Annotated in this window: 13 protein-coding genes; 8 read left to right on the forward strand and 5 right to left on the reverse strand. The window is 57.0% G+C overall.

The genetic code is table 11. The features are described from left to right. Window positions 1-195 precede the first annotated feature (195 nt). Window positions 196-1632: a F0F1 ATP synthase subunit beta gene (gene atpD / locus JX360_RS15635; RefSeq protein ID WP_244352792.1), complete on the reverse strand. Its 1437-nt coding sequence runs from the start codon at window positions 1630-1632 to the stop codon at window positions 196-198. Between the two features lie 561 nt (window positions 1633-2193). On the opposite strand from atpD, the gene ftsY reads away from it, so the two are divergent. From ftsY to JX360_RS15655, 4 genes are all read left to right on the forward strand, one after another. Continuing rightward, window positions 2194-3702, forward strand: coding sequence for a signal recognition particle-docking protein FtsY (gene ftsY, locus JX360_RS15640; RefSeq protein ID WP_244352794.1), 1509 nt, complete (start codon window positions 2194-2196; stop codon window positions 3700-3702). Between the two features lie 37 nt (window positions 3703-3739). Continuing rightward, entirely contained in the window at window positions 3740-5431 is a 1692-nt protein-coding gene (locus JX360_RS15645; RefSeq protein ID WP_244352820.1) for a DUF2254 family protein, read from the forward strand. A 179-nt stretch (window positions 5432-5610) separates the two neighbouring features. After that, a complete protein-coding gene (locus tag JX360_RS15650) occupies window positions 5611-7272 on the forward strand; it encodes an ArnT family glycosyltransferase (protein ID WP_244352796.1) in 1662 nt (553 codons plus the stop codon). Between the two features lie 18 nt (window positions 7273-7290). Next, on the forward strand, window positions 7291-8334 hold the full coding sequence (locus tag JX360_RS15655; protein WP_244352798.1) for an ABC transporter permease: 1044 nt from the start codon (window positions 7291-7293) through the stop codon (window positions 8332-8334). 179 nt (window positions 8335-8513) lie between these two features. On the opposite strand, the gene fabG is transcribed toward JX360_RS15655, so the two are convergent. From fabG to JX360_RS15675, 4 genes are all read right to left on the reverse strand, one after another. Next, entirely contained in the window at window positions 8514-9209 is a 696-nt protein-coding gene (gene fabG, locus JX360_RS15660) for a 3-oxoacyl-ACP reductase FabG (RefSeq protein ID WP_244352803.1), read from the reverse strand. A 75-nt stretch (window positions 9210-9284) separates the two neighbouring features. Further along, complete coding sequence (rsmA, locus tag JX360_RS15665) at window positions 9285-10133, reverse strand: 16S rRNA (adenine(1518)-N(6)/adenine(1519)-N(6))-dimethyltransferase RsmA (protein ID WP_244352805.1); 849 nt, start codon at window positions 10131-10133, stop codon at window positions 9285-9287. Between the two features lie 6 nt (window positions 10134-10139). Then, window positions 10140-11942 (reverse strand): sensor histidine kinase, encoded by a 1803-nt coding sequence (locus tag JX360_RS15670; RefSeq protein WP_244352807.1) that lies wholly within the window; start codon window positions 11940-11942, stop codon window positions 10140-10142. Window positions 11943-11953: 11 nt separating this feature from the next. After that, window positions 11954-13063, reverse strand: a complete 1110-nt coding sequence (locus JX360_RS15675; RefSeq protein WP_244352809.1) for a PIN/TRAM domain-containing protein — start codon at window positions 13061-13063, stop codon at window positions 11954-11956. 219 nt (window positions 13064-13282) lie between these two features. Between JX360_RS15675 and JX360_RS15680 the strand changes: the two genes are divergently transcribed. The 4 genes from JX360_RS15680 to rapZ all read left to right on the forward strand — a co-directional run. Further along, window positions 13283-13525, forward strand: coding sequence for a NifU family protein (locus tag JX360_RS15680; RefSeq protein ID WP_244352811.1), 243 nt, complete (start codon window positions 13283-13285; stop codon window positions 13523-13525). Window positions 13526-13583: 58 nt separating this feature from the next. Next, window positions 13584-14681 (forward strand): RIP metalloprotease RseP, encoded by a 1098-nt coding sequence (gene rseP / locus JX360_RS15685; RefSeq protein WP_244352817.1) that lies wholly within the window; start codon window positions 13584-13586, stop codon window positions 14679-14681. An 11-nt stretch (window positions 14682-14692) separates the two neighbouring features. After that, window positions 14693-15388 carry an endonuclease III gene (nth, locus tag JX360_RS15690; protein WP_244352818.1) on the forward strand — a complete coding sequence of 232 codons (696 nt, stop codon included), beginning with the start codon at window positions 14693-14695 and terminating at the stop codon, window positions 15386-15388. Window positions 15389-15458: 70 nt separating this feature from the next. Next, the coding region (gene rapZ / locus JX360_RS15695) for an RNase adapter RapZ (RefSeq protein WP_244352819.1) at window positions 15459-16304 on the forward strand (846 nt) is incomplete at its 3' end.

Consider the following 16304-nt stretch of genomic DNA (forward strand, 5'->3'; position numbering starts at 1 on the left):
ATTATCGGCATTCGGTTGGAAAGGTGTTGGAATACATCAACGACCCACACCACGGCTGAATCAATTCAGCCTGTGCGCTTATATCCCCCGGTTAGAAACCGGGGGCTTTACGCTGGTTTTCGTAAGGACTACGTCTTGGTCATGCTCCGCACCACTGCGGTGAAGGTGTAAACAGAACCTATTGACGGGAGATTTCTAAGACTTGGACTTGAGCTTCTCAGCTTTCTCAATGGCTTCCTCGATGCTGCCGACCAAGTAAAAGGCTTGCTCCGGCAGACTATCCAATTCCCCAGACAAAATGCGTTGAAAGCCCTTGATGGTATCTTCCAATTTCACGTATTTGCCAGGGGATCCAGTGAACACTTCCGCCACAAAGAAGGGCTGCGACAGGAAGCGCTCGATGCGGCGAGCCCGTGCCACCACCAATTTGTCGTCTTCCGAGAGCTCATCCAGACCCAAGATGGCGATAATGTCTTGCAGCTCTTTGTAGCGTTGCAGGGTTTGCTTCACCGCTTGGGCGGTGTTGTAGTGCTCTTCCCCAACAATATCCGCCTGCAGAATGGTGGAAGCTGAATCGAGGGGATCCACCGCCGGATAGATCCCCTTGGCCGCCAAACTGCGAGAGAGTACCACGGTGGAATCCAGGTGGGCAAAGGTAGTGGCCGGGGCCGGATCCGTCAGGTCGTCGGCGGGCACATACACCGCTTGCACCGAGGTGATGGATCCCTGTTTGGTGGAGGTGATGCGCTCTTGCAGGTTGCCCATTTCGGTGGCCAACGTGGGCTGATATCCCACCGCCGAGGGCATCCGACCCAGCAGTGCCGAGACTTCTGAACCCGCCTGCACAAAGCGGAAGATGTTGTCGATAAACAGCAGCACATCTTGTTTGTTGGTGTCGCGGAAATACTCCGCCATGGTCAGGGCCGTCAGCCCCACCCGCATCCGGGCACCAGGGGGTTCGTTCATTTGGCCATACACCAGCGCCACTTTGTCCAGCACACCGGATTCTTTCATTTCGTTGTAGAGGTCATTTCCCTCACGGGTGCGTTCCCCCACACCCGCAAACACCGAAAGACCAGAGTGCTCCTCAGCAATGTTGTGGATCAGCTCCTGGATGAGCACGGTCTTACCCACACCTGCACCCCCAAACAGGCCGACCTTACCGCCTTTTTTGAAGGGGGCCAGCAGATCGATCACCTTGATCCCAGTTTCAAAGGGTTCGGGTTTGATGGTTAGGTTCACGAACTCCGGCGCATCCCGGTGGATGGGGGAGAACTCTTGGGCCTGTACGGCATCCCCCTGATCGACGGGCTCCCCCAACACGTTGAAGATGCGACCCAGGGTGGGTTGCCCAACCGGCACAGTAATGGGAGCCCCTGTATCCACCACCTGCATCCCCCGCACCAAGCCGTCGGTGGAAGACATGGCTACGGCACGCACGCGGTTATCTCCCAAAAGCTGCTGGACCTCGAAGGTGACGTTAACCTTTAGGCCGCTTTCAGTGGTGCCCTCCACCTTGAGGGCGTTGTAAATCTCGGGCAGTTTGCCGCTGGGGAACTCGGCATCGATCACAGGCCCAATGACCTGAGTAACATAGCCGATGTTGGTGGCAGTAGCGGTGGCAGTAACCATTGTTGAGGCTCAGCTCCTTCCTGATGTGCTCAGTGATGTCGGGTGTGAGAATTGAACAGAGGGATCCCACCCAGAGAAGCTGGATCCCAGTAGCGAAACCCAGCTTGCTTGAATGTCTGCTCTAAGGACTCCGTCCCGCTGTTACGATCAGCCTACCACTCCCTGTAACCATCCGTAATATCCTCCCTTTTGGCGAACGGAATGCCTTCGCTAGGGAATTCCGGCGGATTAGGTTCCGCCAGTCAGTGGGGTGGATTGGGAGATAATAAACAGAACAGAATTCCAGATCTTTACCGGATCTAGATCTTTGATCTTTGCCGATGGCTCTGGCGGACGTTTCCACTTCTTCAGGGCACGGATTCGATTCAGTCGGGGTTGCTCCAGGAATGGGGCCAGGGATCCCTTCTCACTGTGGAGCAGATCTTGAAGGTGGGAGCCTAGGGGATCCAACCGGTTAGTAGCCACATCCCTATAGGTAGACTGTCCTAGACCATCGGTCAACCCGATGCGCCACCGCTCTCTGCCAAACTGGAAAGCAGTAGTCAGGCTGGATTTTGGATTATGGCCTTCGATTGGTTTCGTCGCCGCTTCACCGAACAAAGTCAGCCAGAGGCTGGCTCAGAAAAGCCTACTGAGGCTGCTCAACAACCAGAACCGGCGGCTCCAGAACCCGCCCCGGAGGACTACCTTGCCTTTGCCAAAGCAGCTTATGCCAACCTAAAAGCCCGTGAAGCCTCTCAAGCAGCCCCGGTCGCCGCGCCTCCCCCAGAGGTGGCCTCAACCCCTGCCCCCGCAGAAATTCCAAGGGAGTCCTCCGCCCCAGCGTCTGTTGAAACTCCCGTGTCTACCCCAGAACCGGAGGGATCCCAGCCCGCTACTCCAGTAGTGGAGGAGAGACCTGCAGAATCTGCCCCTGCACAACCGGTCGCCACTCCTGCCTTTTTCGATTTGGCCCCGCGTGCTGCAGAGCGTCTGGAAGCCCTAGAAGCCAGCGCTATCGCTGAGCCGGAACCTGTCGCCGACACCCTCTCTTCTCCTCCAGAAGCATCCTCAGAAGCTCCTGTAGAAGAACTTGTTTTTGATGAAGGCTTTCGCTGGTCTGCGGAGATCTTGGCGGCACAAGGACGTAGACCGGAGGAAATCTCTGCTGAAGAAATTTCCTGGCTGCAGAAGCTGCGGCAAGGACTGGGCAAAACCCGCCTCAACCTGATCAACCAACTGAAAGCGCTGGTGGGACGTGGCCCCATTGATCAGGATGCCATCGAAGAAATCGAGATGGTGCTGCTGCAGGCGGATGTGGGGATCGATGCAACTGAGCGGATCATCCAGGCCTTGCAAAAACGGATGCGCGAGGAGGTGCTACCCCCGGAAGAGGCGGTGAAGTACCTCAAACAGCAAATGCGACAAATGCTCACCATCGGGGATCCCACATTTGCGCCGCAACGAGACAGATTGAATGTCTGGCTCATCGTCGGGGTGAATGGGGCGGGCAAAACCACCACCATCGGTAAGATCGCCCACGTCGCTCAGGGATCCGGCTACAAATGTCTGATCGCTGCCGCCGATACCTTTCGGGCTGCTGCCGTGGAGCAACTCAAGGTTTGGGGAGAACGAGCGGGTGTGGAGGTGATCGCCAATCCTGGCCAAAATACCGATCCGGCAGCGGTGGTCTTTGATGCAGTGATGGCAGCCCAGGCCCGGGGCACAGAGTTATTGCTGGTGGATACGGCAGGCCGTCTGCAAAACAAAAAGAACCTGATGGAGGAACTGGCCAAGATTCGCCGCATCATTGACAAAAAAGCTCCCGAAGCAACGGTAGAAGCGCTGCTGGTGCTGGATGCTACGCAGGGGCAAAACGGGTTGCGGCAAGCCCAGGTGTTTGCCGAGGCCGCCAAGCTAAGTGGGGTGATTCTGACCAAGCTGGATAGCACCGCCAAAGGAGGGATCGCTCTGGCCATCACCCAACAGATGCACCTACCAATTCGCTTCATTGGCGCTGGAGAAGGCTTGGAAGATCTGCGCCCCTTTTCCAGTTACGAGTTTGTGGAGGCGCTCTTGAGCGAGTATTAAGGCGCCCCCTCACTTCGGAGAACGGCCCGTGAAGGAGATGCCCACCGCCCCCGCTGTATCCCCCCAGCTTTCCCCAGGACAGACTCTGCTCAGCCGGACACCGCGAACCTTACCCTGGAGCGCTTGGGTGGTGGGGGCCGGTTTGTTTTTGGCCTTGGGGGGGCGGTGGTTGGTGCAGAGGGGCTTGGATCTGGCTCTGGCTGAGCAAATCCAGGATACGGGTGCACTGCACGAATTTGTGGCGACGCTGGCCCAGGTGTTGTCGGGGGTACTGGGGTTCACCCTTTCGGTCGTGGCGATTGTGGTGCAACTGAGTGCGGATCGCTTTACTCCGAAGGTGACGGAGCTGTTTTTACGGGAGAAGGTGAACTTCTACATCTTCTTTTTTCTGATTTTGGCCAATGTGGTCAGTTTGTGGAGTTCGATGGCCTTGAGCATCTACGAACGACCGGCTTTCCTGATTGGGCTGAACTTGCTGCTGGGTACGGCTTCGTTTTTGGTGCTGATCCCCTACTTCAACTTTGTCTTTCATTTCCTACAACCCGCCTCGATTATCCATCGCATTGAACAACAGGTGCAGCAGGCAGTTTTGGGATCCCTGGCTGCTCCAGCCTACAGGTGCTCCCCGCACCAGCCGGATCCAGCAAGGCAGAAAACCGTACCAGCTCAATTCTGGGCTGCCCATCAGCGTTGTCTTTCGGCACTGGATGAAATTAAAGGCATTGCCACCAGCGCCATTCGTCAGCAGGAAGGGATCATCCTTTTGGATGCCTTGGATAGTCTGAAAGCCTTTTGGTTGTTTTATGCTGCCCGAAAAGACCAACTGCCCCAACCCTGGTTTCTACTCAGCCCGGCTCTGCGACGGGATCCAGATTTTGTCTCGGTGGACGAGGGGCTATTGCGCCAGATTGAAACGGAGGGATCTTGGGTTGAGCTGAAGATCCTGCGGCAGTACCAGACCCTGTTTGCAGAAGGGTTGAACGGCATGCGCCAGGTCAGTACACTGGTGGCGATTCACAGCCGGGAGCTAGGGATCCGCGCTCTGCAAGGGCAAAACCAGCTGGTGGCCAGATGGGTGGTGAAGTTTTTCAACACCTATTTGCGAGCGGTGATCAACACCCAAGATATTCGCACCGGCTACAACCTGCTCAAGCAGTACCGCATGGTGGCCGAGGCCGCACTTCGCAGCCATCAAGATGCTCTGGTTTTGGAGATCGTGGGGCACTTTCGCTACTACAGCCTGATTGCCTACAAGGCTGGCCTCTTTTTTCTCTCAGAAACCTTCGGCTTTGATTTGGGGCTGTTGGCGCAACTGAGCTGTGCTCTCCACTCAAACACCACAGAAGCAATTTTGCAAATCTTGCTCCGGTTGGATCAAGATCCAGAAAGCGAGCAACAGGAAAGCACACTGCGCGGGATCCGCAAAACTCAGGTACGTCTGGCCGCTTATTTCCTCAGCTGTGGACGTGAGGATCTGGCCAAACTCATTTACTTGGATATGCACCATGAACCCTTGGTGCGCCTGCAAATTATTCGCCAGGAGTTGCAATCCACCACTGCTGAATTTTGGGAATTTACGGATCGGGGTGAGAATTTCTACTATCTGGATCCAACGCTGCAACCCTATGCCGATCAGTTCTTTGGCTGGTTCCCGGTGTTTTCCCCGCAGATGAATGCTGGACAGGAGCCACTGTATCCTAGCGGGCAGGGATCCCTAGAGCCTCCGTAGCGCCAACTTCAAGGGCTAAAAGTCTAGGGCCTAGAGTGGGGAAGGTGTAGTGCCACTGCTCGTTGCCGTTCCAGATGGGTTGTCCCATGCGCCATTTTAAGAATCCAATTCAGAACCCAGGCGGTCTTGGTACTCTTTCCCGCTTGGGGATGGGTTACTCGCCGGGATCTAGCGATTTCATGCAGTTCCGTCGGGATCCCCATTTGCTGCCGTTTTTGGGCTTGAGCCTGTTGATCATGGGTTTGGCCACACCCCTGTTTTTGCTATCGGGGGCAGAGCCAAGTTTGGATGGCTGTGACGAAAGTTTTTATGCCCAGATGGCCCGTGAGCTGTTGCGGGAGGGGCATTGGCTGGGGCCGACATTCTTGGGAGAACCCTTTTTTGAGAAACCCCCCCTCTTAACCTGGAGCGTGGCCCTCAGCTTTGCCCTGCACGGGGTAAACGAATGGGCGGCGCGGCTGCCGGGGATCCTCTCTGCGTTGCTCTCGATTCCTTTGATTGGCTGGATTGGACGCTTTTTTCTGCCGGTACGGGCCGCAGTGTTGGGTATGGTGGCTCTGCCCTTGTGTTACCTCTGGGTGCAGCAGGGGCGGCTGGTCGGTCAGGATGTGCCCCTCACCTGTCTGGAGCTGGTTGGGATTTTGGCCTTGGTGAACGGCTTGCGGGGCCACAAAGCCTGGTTTTGGCTGACGGGACTGGCTTTTGGCTTGGGACTGCTGATGAAAAGCGCCATGATCCTGTTGTCAGGGGCAGCCCTGATTCCCTACTTGGTGCAGCAACGGCGTCATTGGCTGGGGGCGGCGCAGTTTTGGCTGGCGTCATTGCTGGGGGTGGGGGTGTTTGGGCTGTGGTTGGGCTTGGCTTGGCAAGTGTATGGCTCGGAAGCCCTCACCACTTTGGTGGGCAAAGTGCGGGATTTGGGAGCCGAACCCTTTCATGCCGATGCCACTGGCTTGTACTACTTCTGGCATATTCCCGCCCATGGCTTTCCTTGGACGGTGTTGGCTCTGGTAGGTGGAGCTTTGCTGGTGCGGCAGAAACCGGGATCCACGCTGCTGATTTGGTCTTTCCCGCTGCTGCTGTTGCTGTTGCTGCAGATTTACCCCACCAAAACCCCCTACTACACGGTGCAGCTCTACCCCTGGTTGGCGCTCTTGGCGGGGGTAACCCTAGACCAAGCCCTACAGATGCGAGAGCAGCCGCGTTTGGCCGGGATCCTCTCTTGGGGGCTGGCGGCGGTGGGTCTGTTGCTGCTGGGACTGGGGATGGCGGTGATCCTGGAAGTGGCGGAGGTGGCGCTCTTGCAACCCCACGGGTGGCCGTTGCTGGGGATTGGCCTTTTGTATACTCTCTTGCCGGTGATCTGGAGTTGGCGGCGGGTGCTGCACTACGCAAGTGGGTTGTGGATGGGAGCCCTGTTGTCCGCCGGGATCCTCACCCTGGGCACCATTGTTCTGCGGCCCGATTTCGGCAATTTCAACCCCGCTTTGGCCCAAATGGACTGGGAACAGATGCTACCCGGATCCCAAGAGACGGTGGTGGATATCGGGCGTAGCGGCTTACCGGATGTTTGTCAGGCTCAAGCAGTTGCCTTCTATACGCCTAATCCGGGCGTTTGGGTGGATGATCAGGCTTTGGTGCAGGGGGAGTATGGATCCCACCTTTGGGTATCACCGGTGCAAGCCGAACAGGTAGAGCTGACCTCTTTGGGGTTACAACTCTTGGCGGAGGTGGAGGGATGGCAACTGATGCGCCGTCTTGGCTCTACTCTTCTGGATTCGCCTGAAGATCCACCCACTCAGCCAGTCGTGCCCTCAGAACAGTCGATTGGGGATCCCTAGAGGGGAAAGAGGAATCGCATGTCCATCTCAATGTCATCTATCCAACGCACCTGGATCCTTCAAGGACTCGCTTTGCTAGCGGCGCTGCTGTTTGTGGCGGTGGTGATCTTGCTGGTGGGGGCCTCACCGCTGCAGGTGGCCCGGAGTATGTGGAGTGGGGCGTTTGGCACAGAAGCTCAGTTTGGCCGGGTTTTGGCCACCTTGGCCCCCCTGACCCTCTGCTGCTGTGGGCTGGTGTTTACCTTCATTGCTGGCCTCTACAACCTGGGGATTGAAGGGCAGATTACCGTCGGCGCGATTGCGGCGACCTTCCTGTTGCGGTTGGACGATGGCCATCTGCCACCGCCTCTGGCCATCACTTTGGCGCTCGTATCAGGGATCCTGGGGGGAGCGGGCTGGGGCTGGCTGGCTGGGATCCTGAATGTCTTTGGGCGGGTGAACGAGATCTTCGCGGGTCTAGGACTGAACTTCGTCGCTCAGGGTTGGGTGCTATACCTCATTTTTGGCCCTTGGAAACGACCGGGGGTGGCCTCCATGAGTGGGACGGAATTGTTGGATCCCAGCTTGTGGTTGCCCACTTGGGGCCGTTCGGAAGCCAGTCCGGTGGCCTTGCTGCTGGCGCTGTTGGCCTTGGGCCTGACGGTGATGGTGGTGCGCAATACCCGTTTTGGCTTGCAGTTGCGGGCGGTAGGGAAAAATCCTTTGGCAGCCTTCCGGTTGGGGATCCCTTCAACGCAGCGGCTCATGATGGCCTTCGGTTGCTGTGGGGGCTTGGCGGGACTGGCGGGGGCTTTGCAGGTTTTGGCTCTGTTCCATCGCCTCATCCCGAATATTTCCAGTAACTTGGGTTTTTTGGCTTTGCTGGTGGTGATGTTGGCAGGGTTTAACCCGCTGCTGATTTTGCCGATTGCTTTTTTCTTCAGCAGCCTTAATATCGGTAGTCTGCAACTGCCCCTCTCGTTACAGTTGGAATCTTCTTTGGCAGGGGTGATTCAGGGATCCCTGGTTCTGTTTGTGCTGTTGGCGCAGGGGATCAGCCGCCGTTATCGGGACACCCCCTAGGGTTGTGGATTGGGACAGCACGAAGGATCCCTGTAAAAATCTCTGCAATCTCTATAGGCAGTTAGGGTTCCCTCCAGTTGATTTGATTCTGATTTGATTCTCTGCTCCCCTCGTCCAAGGGATTGATTCTCCTAGTTTTTGAGATACAGCCGTAAGGGATCCCTACTTCTCAAATCAAATTAAACATTCCCATACACCGGGATCACTGCACCCCGCAGATCTCGTGCGGCTTCAGAAACCAAAAAGGCTAGCACTTGCCCAAGCGATTCCGGCTTGACCCACAGTTCGGCCTGTTCGGATCCCATGGCGGCTCGATTGGCCGGGGTATCGATGATACTGGGCAGCACAACATTGGCTGTGATATCCGTACCCTTGGTTTCGGCAGCAATGCTGCGGGTCAGGGCAACCACCCCGGCTTTAGAGGCACAGTAGGCGGCCAATTGTGGGCCTGGCTCCACCGCTCCCCGGGATCCCACCGTCACGATCCGCCCATAACCCTGCTGCCACATTTTCCGCAGGCTGTGCTTACAGACCAAGAAGGTGGTGGTGAGGTTGAGATCAAAATCTTTGCGCCAATCCTCCAACCTGTACTCATGGGTTGGCCCCATAGCAAAGCCCCCCACCAAATGGATTAACCCATCCACCCGCCGCATACTGTCGATCATCTGCGCAATTGCGGTTTCATCCAGTAGATCCACTTGCACAAAGCGAATCCGCTCCAAGGCATTGGCCGGTAAGGTTTCTCGCAGAGCCAGCAGATCCTTTTCTTTGCGATAGGGCAAGGTCAGTTCTGCGCCTGTGGCCAGCACCACCGGGGTTACCCCCAATCCCAACCCACCTGTACCTCCGGTCAGCAAGATCTGTTTGCCCTGCATAGCTCTGTTCCTGGGAAAAAAACTGAATCCAGACGGAATCCTCGGTGCGCCCTCCTGTGGGTCACCTTTCTCACCCTAGCGCGGTTCTTCCTCCTGACGGTGCGCAGGGGCTGTCCTTTCCACTTCATCCAGCAACAAATCGCTCAAGGCCAGCCAGTCCGGCAGATCCAACTCTTCCGCCCGGGCATCGGGGTTGAGGTTAAGCTGTGTCAAGGCTGCCGACAAACGCTTCCGATCCACCAACCCCTGCAACGCATTGAGAAGTTTCTTGCGGCGGGTGGAAAACCCCCGCTGAATCAACTGGTTAAACCAGCGGGGATCCCGGGCGGGCACAGGGGCAGGCCGGGGGCTGAGACGAATAACAGCGGATTCCACCTTCGGTGAGGGCTTAAAAGCGCTGCGGGGCACGGTGCAAACCAGTTCACACTCGGCCAGGTAGCGGGTTCGCACGCTCATGGCTCCATAGGCTTTGCTACCAGGGGTAGCCTGAAGACGCTCCGCCAGCTCCTTTTGCACCAGCAGAACCATACGCTCAAATTGCTGCACGGGGTGGGCCGGGGATCCCAGTACCTTCCCCAAAATCGGGCTGGTGATGTTGTAGGGAATATTGGCCACCAAAAGACGAGGTTCTTGGGGCAAGGGCAGACGCAGAAAATCCCCCTCCACCAGATGGAAGCGAGGCTGGTCGGCAAAGCGTTTTTGGAGCAACCGACAGAGATCCCGGTCGATCTCCACCGCCAGAACCTCGACTCCTCGGGCCAATAGCCGTTGGGTTAACTGCCCCGTACCGGGGCCGATCTCCAGCACCCAGAGGGGATCCCCACCCGCTTGGGCCTGATCCAAATTGGCAGCCCGTAGGATTGCCTCGTGAACAGAGATATCTTTGAGCCAGTGTTGGCCAAACCGTTTACGGGGGTAGGGCATGGGATCTTATCGCCGCTTGGGCGAATTGGGGAAGGGCACCAAGGTGGGATCCGTATCTTCCCGTTCCTCGGGTTGCTCTTCTGGCACGGGTTCACCTGCCATGGGTTGACGAACAGGCAGAGCAGCAGTGGGTTGACCCTCTTCCCCACCCAGGATTGGTTTGCGGTAGAGGGGCACCGTGAAGGTGACGGTGGATCCCAACCCTTCTCCCAAACTGTAGAAGTTCATCTCCCCTTCCATCGCCTCCACCAGCCGTTGGCTGATCGCCAGCCCCAACCCTGTACCCCCGTATTGGCGGGTGGTGGAGCCATCCACTTGGCTAAACGCTTGAAACAGCCGCTGCTGCTTCTCCAACGACACGCCAATGCCAGTATCGATCACGCGAATGCGAGCGCGAAAGGGGTTGCCAGGAATGATATCAGCCCGTACTGTTACTGAGCCGGCTGGGGTGAACTTAATGGCATTACCCACCAAATTCAGCAGCACCTGCAACAGGCGTTGGTAGTCCCCCAACAGCAGAATTTGATCGGGGGTGTTGGGCAGATGAAAGCTCAGTTTTAAGCCCTTTTGGCTCGCTTGCAAACTGGTCTTGGCTTCCACATCCTTAAAGAGGGTTTCCAGATCACAGGGTTGCGACTCCAGTTGCATTTTGCCTGCCTCGATCTTGGCGATATCCAGGACATCGTTGATCAGGGCCAACAGGTGCAGGGCGGAGCGATAGGCCTCTCGCAAAAAGTCCAGTTCCTCTTCCCGGTTTTCGGCAATCCCGTCCAGCACCAGCTTGATGAAGCCAATGATGCCGTTTAGGGGGGTTCGCAACTCGTGGGAGGTATTGGCCAAAAATTGGCTCTTCAGTTGGTTGGCGGATTCCGCTTGAGCACGGGCATATTCCAGCTCTTTGTTTTTTTGGCGCAGGGTTTGGTTGGCCAGTTGCAGACGGGTGGCCAGTTGGCGGCTTTGATCCAACAGAATGGCGTGGGCAATGGCGGTACCCAAGTAGGTAGAAATGCTTTGCAGCACTTGAATGTGGCCCGACTGCCAGATGGGATCCACCTCCGGGTTGAGCATCTCCAACCACAGCAGGCTGTTGGCATAGCCCTGGTAGGACATGGCAATCACGAGGTTGCGGCCCGCCTCGACCGGTTCCTCTTGTTTGAGGGCTTGCAATAGATGGGGGTAATCCGCCAGCCGCAGCGTTTGGTTGAGCAGGGATCCCGCTTCAGGGTGTTGGCGATACTCTGCTGCAATAGTCAAAGAATCATGTCCCACTTCGTAAAGGGCCATCAAGCAGCGATCTACCCCAAACAATTGCCCCAGTTGATCCACCGTCTGCTGACACAATTGGCGAATGTCCAACGAATGACGGATGTTGCGCATCAGCTGCGTCGTGATCCCCTGCACCGGGTCGGCAGCCACAGGGTTCAGAGGGCTAGTGGGAAGACTAGCGCGTCCTGTCAACGAAAAGGGAGTCGCCCCCAGCAACTTGCCCACCACTGAGATGGCAATCACCTCCCCTTCCATATCCCGCACAGGATTTAGAGAAAGGTGAAGGTGCAGCTTGTAGCGGGGGGAGAGCACCTGACACTGACATTGCAAGGGATCCCCCTGTTCAAACACCTGACTGACCTTAGCTTCATACTCGCCAGCATTGGCCAGCTCCCAAGGTTGTTGCCCGGAGAGGATCTGCTGCGGGTGGATGGCATACTTTTCCGCATCTTCCCAGTAAAAACTCCAGAACCGCTTCTGCCGATCCTGGGTATAGAACAGCGGATCGGGCCGCAGAACGCTCAGGCGAGAGGAGGCCACCATACGCCAAAGCCTCAGGCTTTCACAGAAGGGGGAGAGCTGGCAGCGGTACCTGCAGAGTTAAGACGGGCAAAGATCATCCGGCCCGCTGAGGTTTGAATGGCACTGGTGACCACCACAGAGCGAGTTTTGCCCAGAGAACGCTGCCCCTCTTCCACCACCACCATTGTGCCGTCATCCAGGTAGCCCACCCCTTGTCCCGGTTCTTTCCCCTCCCGGGTGATCTTGATGTCGAGGCTGTCGCCGGCAATATAGAGGGGCCGCAGGGCTTCCGCCAGCTCGTTGACATTCAGCACCTTCACGTCCTGCACCATGGCCACCTTTTTCAGGTTGAAATCGGTGGTGAGTAAGGTACCCCCTACCGTTTGGGTGAGGCGTATCAGCTTGTCGTCTACGGTAGCCAAATCGGGATAATCGGTTTCGTGAATCACAAAGCGTTCTGGATAGGCTTGCCGCAGCGCCTGTAGGGTATCCAGACCTTTCCGTCCGCGCTCCCTTTTTTGGGCATCGGCTTTGTCGGCGATGGTTTGCAATTCCGCCAGGACAAACCTGGGCACCACCAGCGTGCCCTCCAGAAATCCGGTCTCAATCAACTGGGCCAAGCGACCATCGATGATCGAGCTGGTATCCAAAACCTTGGCACTGGCGGCCACCACATTGCCCTCCGCCCAAAGGGCTGCCTGCAGGGCATAGTTGGGGTTGAACAGCCGCAATAGCGAGGGGCCGTGGGTATCCGCCAGACTCACCCCCAAATAGGCAAAAGCCAAACTGAAAAATACCGATGCCAGCGGCTCAATAAAGTTGTTGAGCTCCTGCGGCAAAGGCAACAAATAGACGGGTGCCATGGCCAAATTGGCAATCACCAACCCAATCACCAACCCCACCGAGCGGGTAATCAACACATCCGGCGGCAGCGAGCGCACATTGGCCTCAAAGCGTCGATAACTCCAGCGCACGATGGATCCCAGTACCAGACCGGCCAAGACCCCAAAGCCGCTAGTGACAATACGGGCCCCCTCGATATTCGCTCCCTGAGTAACGGCGGGAGGGAGCAGATCCAGACCATAAAACCCGAGGCCAGCCCCGGCCAACATAAAAATCGTGATCAGTAAGGCGTCTAGCATAGCGAAGAAGGCGGCCCTGCTCAGAATGTGCTTGGGATGCTGCTAGCAATGGGCAAATCTGCTTCTTATTCTAGTCACTTGTGTTCGAGGGATCCCGTGAGGCTGGCAAACAGACCCAAGGAAGAAGCAGACTATGCTGAATAATAGCGATCCCACCCTCGCTTGAGCAGTCTGTGGAGAAATCGCTACAATCAAAATCTGAACAAGGATGAAGGCAATATGGCACAAGCATTGGAACTGAATCCCGCCAACATCGAAAAAGTGCTGGATGAGCTGCGTCCTTACCTGATGGCCGACGGGGGCAACGTGGAATTGGTGGAAATCGACGGCCCGGTGGTGAAACTGCGCCTGCAAGGGGCTTGTGGTGCCTGCCCCAGCTCCACCATGACCTTAAAAATGGGCATTGAACGGAAATTGCGGGAGAGCATTCCCGACATTTTAGAGGTGGAACAGGTGTTCTGAGGCTGCCCATTCTCTTGGCCTTCAGACCGATGTGTTCCTGGATTCTCACCTCTACCCTATGTTTATCCTCATCTCCATTGCCATTCTTGCCCTCCTGATCCTGGTGCATGAGGCGGGCCACTTTGCGGCAGCCAAGCTACAAGGGATCCATGTGAATCGTTTTTCCCTCGGTTTTGGGCCGGTTCTCTGGCGCTACCAGGGCAAGGAAACGGAGTACGCGATTCGTGCCCTGCCGCTGGGGGGTTTTGTCGGTTTTCCTGATGAAGATGAGGATTGTCCTTATCCCAAACATGATCCCGATCTGCTAAAAAATCGCCCTGTTCTGGATCGCCTGGTGGTGATGGTGGCGGGGGTGATGGCCAATTTGGTCTTCGCCTACCTGGTGTTGGTGTTGATGTTTGCCTCGATGGGGATCCCTTCGGTGGCTCGCATCCATCCCGGCATTCTCATCCCGCAGGTGATGCCCGAGAGTCCGGCGCAGGTGGCGGGCCTACAGGCGGGAGATGTGGTGCTGCGGGCTGCCGATCAAGACTACACTACCGTGGCGGATGAAACGGCGGCTCTCTCGGCCCTGAACAATTTTCAGGAGTTGATCCGCAGCAGCGAAAACCAGCCCATCCTCCTGGAAGTTCAGCGAGGGGAAGGGGATACCGTGCAACTGACGGTGATCCCCCAAGCCCGCGAGGACTCTGTAGTGATCGGGGTAAGCCTATCTCCCAATCAGGAAACAGCCCTGCGCCCTGCCGAAAGCTTGGGTGAAATTTTCTCCGAGGCAGGCAATGCTTACCAGCGGGTGGTGATGCTGAACGTGAACGGCTTGCGCCAGCTGCTGCAAAACTTCCAGAGTACGGCCACTCAAGTGTCCGGCCCTGTCGGCATTGTCAAGATTGGTGCCGATTTGGCCCGCGACGATGCCGCCAGCTTGTTTAATTTCACCGCTTTGATCAGCATTAACCTGGCCATTCTCAACCTCTTGCCCTTGCCGGCTTTGGATGGGGGGCATATCGCCTTTTTAATCCTGGAAGGGATCCGGGGTAAGCGCCTGCCCAAGCACTTGGAAGACCGGGTGATGCAAACCGGCTTGGTTCTCCTGCTGGGCTTGGGGGTGGTGCTGATCTTCAAAGACACGATCGCCATCGTCACCGGATCGGGCTAAGTGGCTGCACCATGGCGAGCAAACGCACCCTGCGCCAACGGGCTGTGGAGATTTTGACCCGGCTGAAGCGGCACTATCCCGACTCCACCTGTGCCCTCCGGTACGAAACACCGCTACAACTGTTGGTGGCTACTATCCTCTCCGCCCAATGTACGGATGAGCGGGTGAACCGCGTCACACCGGAATTGTTTCGGCGGTTTCCTGATGCCCAGGCCCTAGCAACGGCCCCACGGGAGGAGATCGAGTCTTTGATCCACTCCACTGGTTTTTACCGCAACAAAGCCAAACACATTCAAGGGGCTTGCCAGAAGATCCTGACGGATTTTGGCGGTGAGCTGCCGCGCACGATGCCGGAACTGCTCACCCTACCGGGGGTGGCCCGGAAAACCGCCAATGTGGTGTTGGCCCATGCCTTTGGTATCCATGCTGGGGTGACGGTCGATACCCATGTCAAGCGCCTCAGCCGCCGCCTGGGCCTGACGGAGCATGAGGATCCTGTGCGGATTGAAAAGGATCTGATGCAGTTGTTGCCACAGGCGGATTGGGAAAACTGGTCGATTCGGTTGATCGATCACGGGCGGGCGATCTGTGATGCCCGTAAGCCTCTGTGTGAGCAATGTTTTCTGGCGGATCTTTGTCCTACTGCTGCCCTGCTTCAGCCAGCGCGCAGCAAGACGAAAACCCAAGTTTCCCCTCAGTTGACCTAGCTAACCTAACCTCCTGAAGACCTATGGGATCCCTCACCCGAGCGCTCCGCCTAGCCCTAGAATGGGATCCATGCAAGCAGCAACACCGATTCTGGCGATTGCAGGATTGACGGGGTCAGGCAAAACCCTAGCTATTCAGCAGTTGGAACAGTTGGGCTACATGGGCCTAGAAGGGATCCCGCCCGCCCAGGTTATTCCTTTGATCGAGGCGATGCGCCCCCATCACTCTGCCTTAGCCATCAGTTTGAACCTGCGGCAGTCCCACTACCTAGAGCAGTTACCCGCCCTGGATGCGTGGTTGCAAGCCCAAGGGATCCCCCTCTTATTTTTGGAGGCCAGCCCCCAGGTGCTGCTCAACCGCCTCAGTGCCCACCGGCGTCCTCATCCCCAGCAATCCACCGCCCGCGGACTTTTGGAGGCGATCGAACTAGAACGGCTAGCCCTACGTCCGGCCCGAGAGCGGTGTACCCACCTGCTGGATACGTCGGATCTGAACAGCCAGCAGCTACGGCAACAATTGGAAGCCCTGATTCAAGGGATCCCCCAACCCCTCAACCTAAGCTTGATCAGCTTCGGCTTTAAGTACGGCGTTCCCCCGGATGCCAACCTGATGTTTGATGTGCGGTTTTTGCCCAATCCCTTTTTTCAGCCCCATCTGCGCCGCCTCACCGGGCAGGATCCCCGATTGCAGGAGTTTCTCTTCGCGGATCCCGTTACCCAATCCACCTATGCGCACATTTTCTCCCTGATTCAGGCGTTTTGGCCCCATTACCAAGCAGAACGTCGTCCGCACCTGACCCTTGCCATCGGCTGTACGGGTGGTCAGCATCGCTCTGTGGCTTTGGTGGAACGCTTGGCCCAGGATTTACAGCCTTGGGTGGCTGCTCCCCCCGGGCAGGGTCTGCCGCATCTCAAT

It is taken from the genome of Thermostichus vulcanus str. 'Rupite' (assembly GCF_022848905.1).
Taxonomy (GTDB): Bacteria; Cyanobacteriota; Cyanobacteriia; order Thermostichales; family Thermostichaceae; genus Thermostichus; species Thermostichus vulcanus_A.

What these genes read in the sequence shown, in the direction of transcription:
- JX360_RS15650 (WP_244352796.1), top strand. Translation starts at nt 5,611, where the DNA reads ATGCAGTTCCGTCGGGATCCCCATTTGCTGCCGTTTTTGGGCTTGAGC.
- ftsY (WP_244352794.1), top strand. Translation starts at nt 2,194, where the DNA reads ATGGCCTTCGATTGGTTTCGTCGCCGCTTCACCGAACAAAGTCAGCCA.
- rsmA (WP_244352805.1), bottom strand. Translation starts at nt 10,133, where the DNA reads ATGCCCTACCCCCGTAAACGGTTTGGCCAACACTGGCTCAAAGATATC.
- JX360_RS15655 (WP_244352798.1), top strand. Translation starts at nt 7,291, where the DNA reads ATGTCCATCTCAATGTCATCTATCCAACGCACCTGGATCCTTCAAGGA.
- JX360_RS15675 (WP_244352809.1), bottom strand. Translation starts at nt 13,063, where the DNA reads ATGCTAGACGCCTTACTGATCACGATTTTTATGTTGGCCGGGGCTGGC.
- atpD (WP_244352792.1), bottom strand. Translation starts at nt 1,632, where the DNA reads ATGGTTACTGCCACCGCTACTGCCACCAACATCGGCTATGTTACTCAG.
- rseP (WP_244352817.1), top strand. Translation starts at nt 13,584, where the DNA reads ATGTTTATCCTCATCTCCATTGCCATTCTTGCCCTCCTGATCCTGGTG.
- JX360_RS15670 (WP_244352807.1), bottom strand. Translation starts at nt 11,942, where the DNA reads ATGGTGGCCTCCTCTCGCCTGAGCGTTCTGCGGCCCGATCCGCTGTTC.
- JX360_RS15645 (WP_244352820.1), top strand. Translation starts at nt 3,740, where the DNA reads ATGCCCACCGCCCCCGCTGTATCCCCCCAGCTTTCCCCAGGACAGACT.
- JX360_RS15680 (WP_244352811.1), top strand. Translation starts at nt 13,283, where the DNA reads ATGGCACAAGCATTGGAACTGAATCCCGCCAACATCGAAAAAGTGCTG.
- nth (WP_244352818.1), top strand. Translation starts at nt 14,693, where the DNA reads ATGGCGAGCAAACGCACCCTGCGCCAACGGGCTGTGGAGATTTTGACC.
- fabG (WP_244352803.1), bottom strand. Translation starts at nt 9,209, where the DNA reads ATGCAGGGCAAACAGATCTTGCTGACCGGAGGTACAGGTGGGTTGGGA.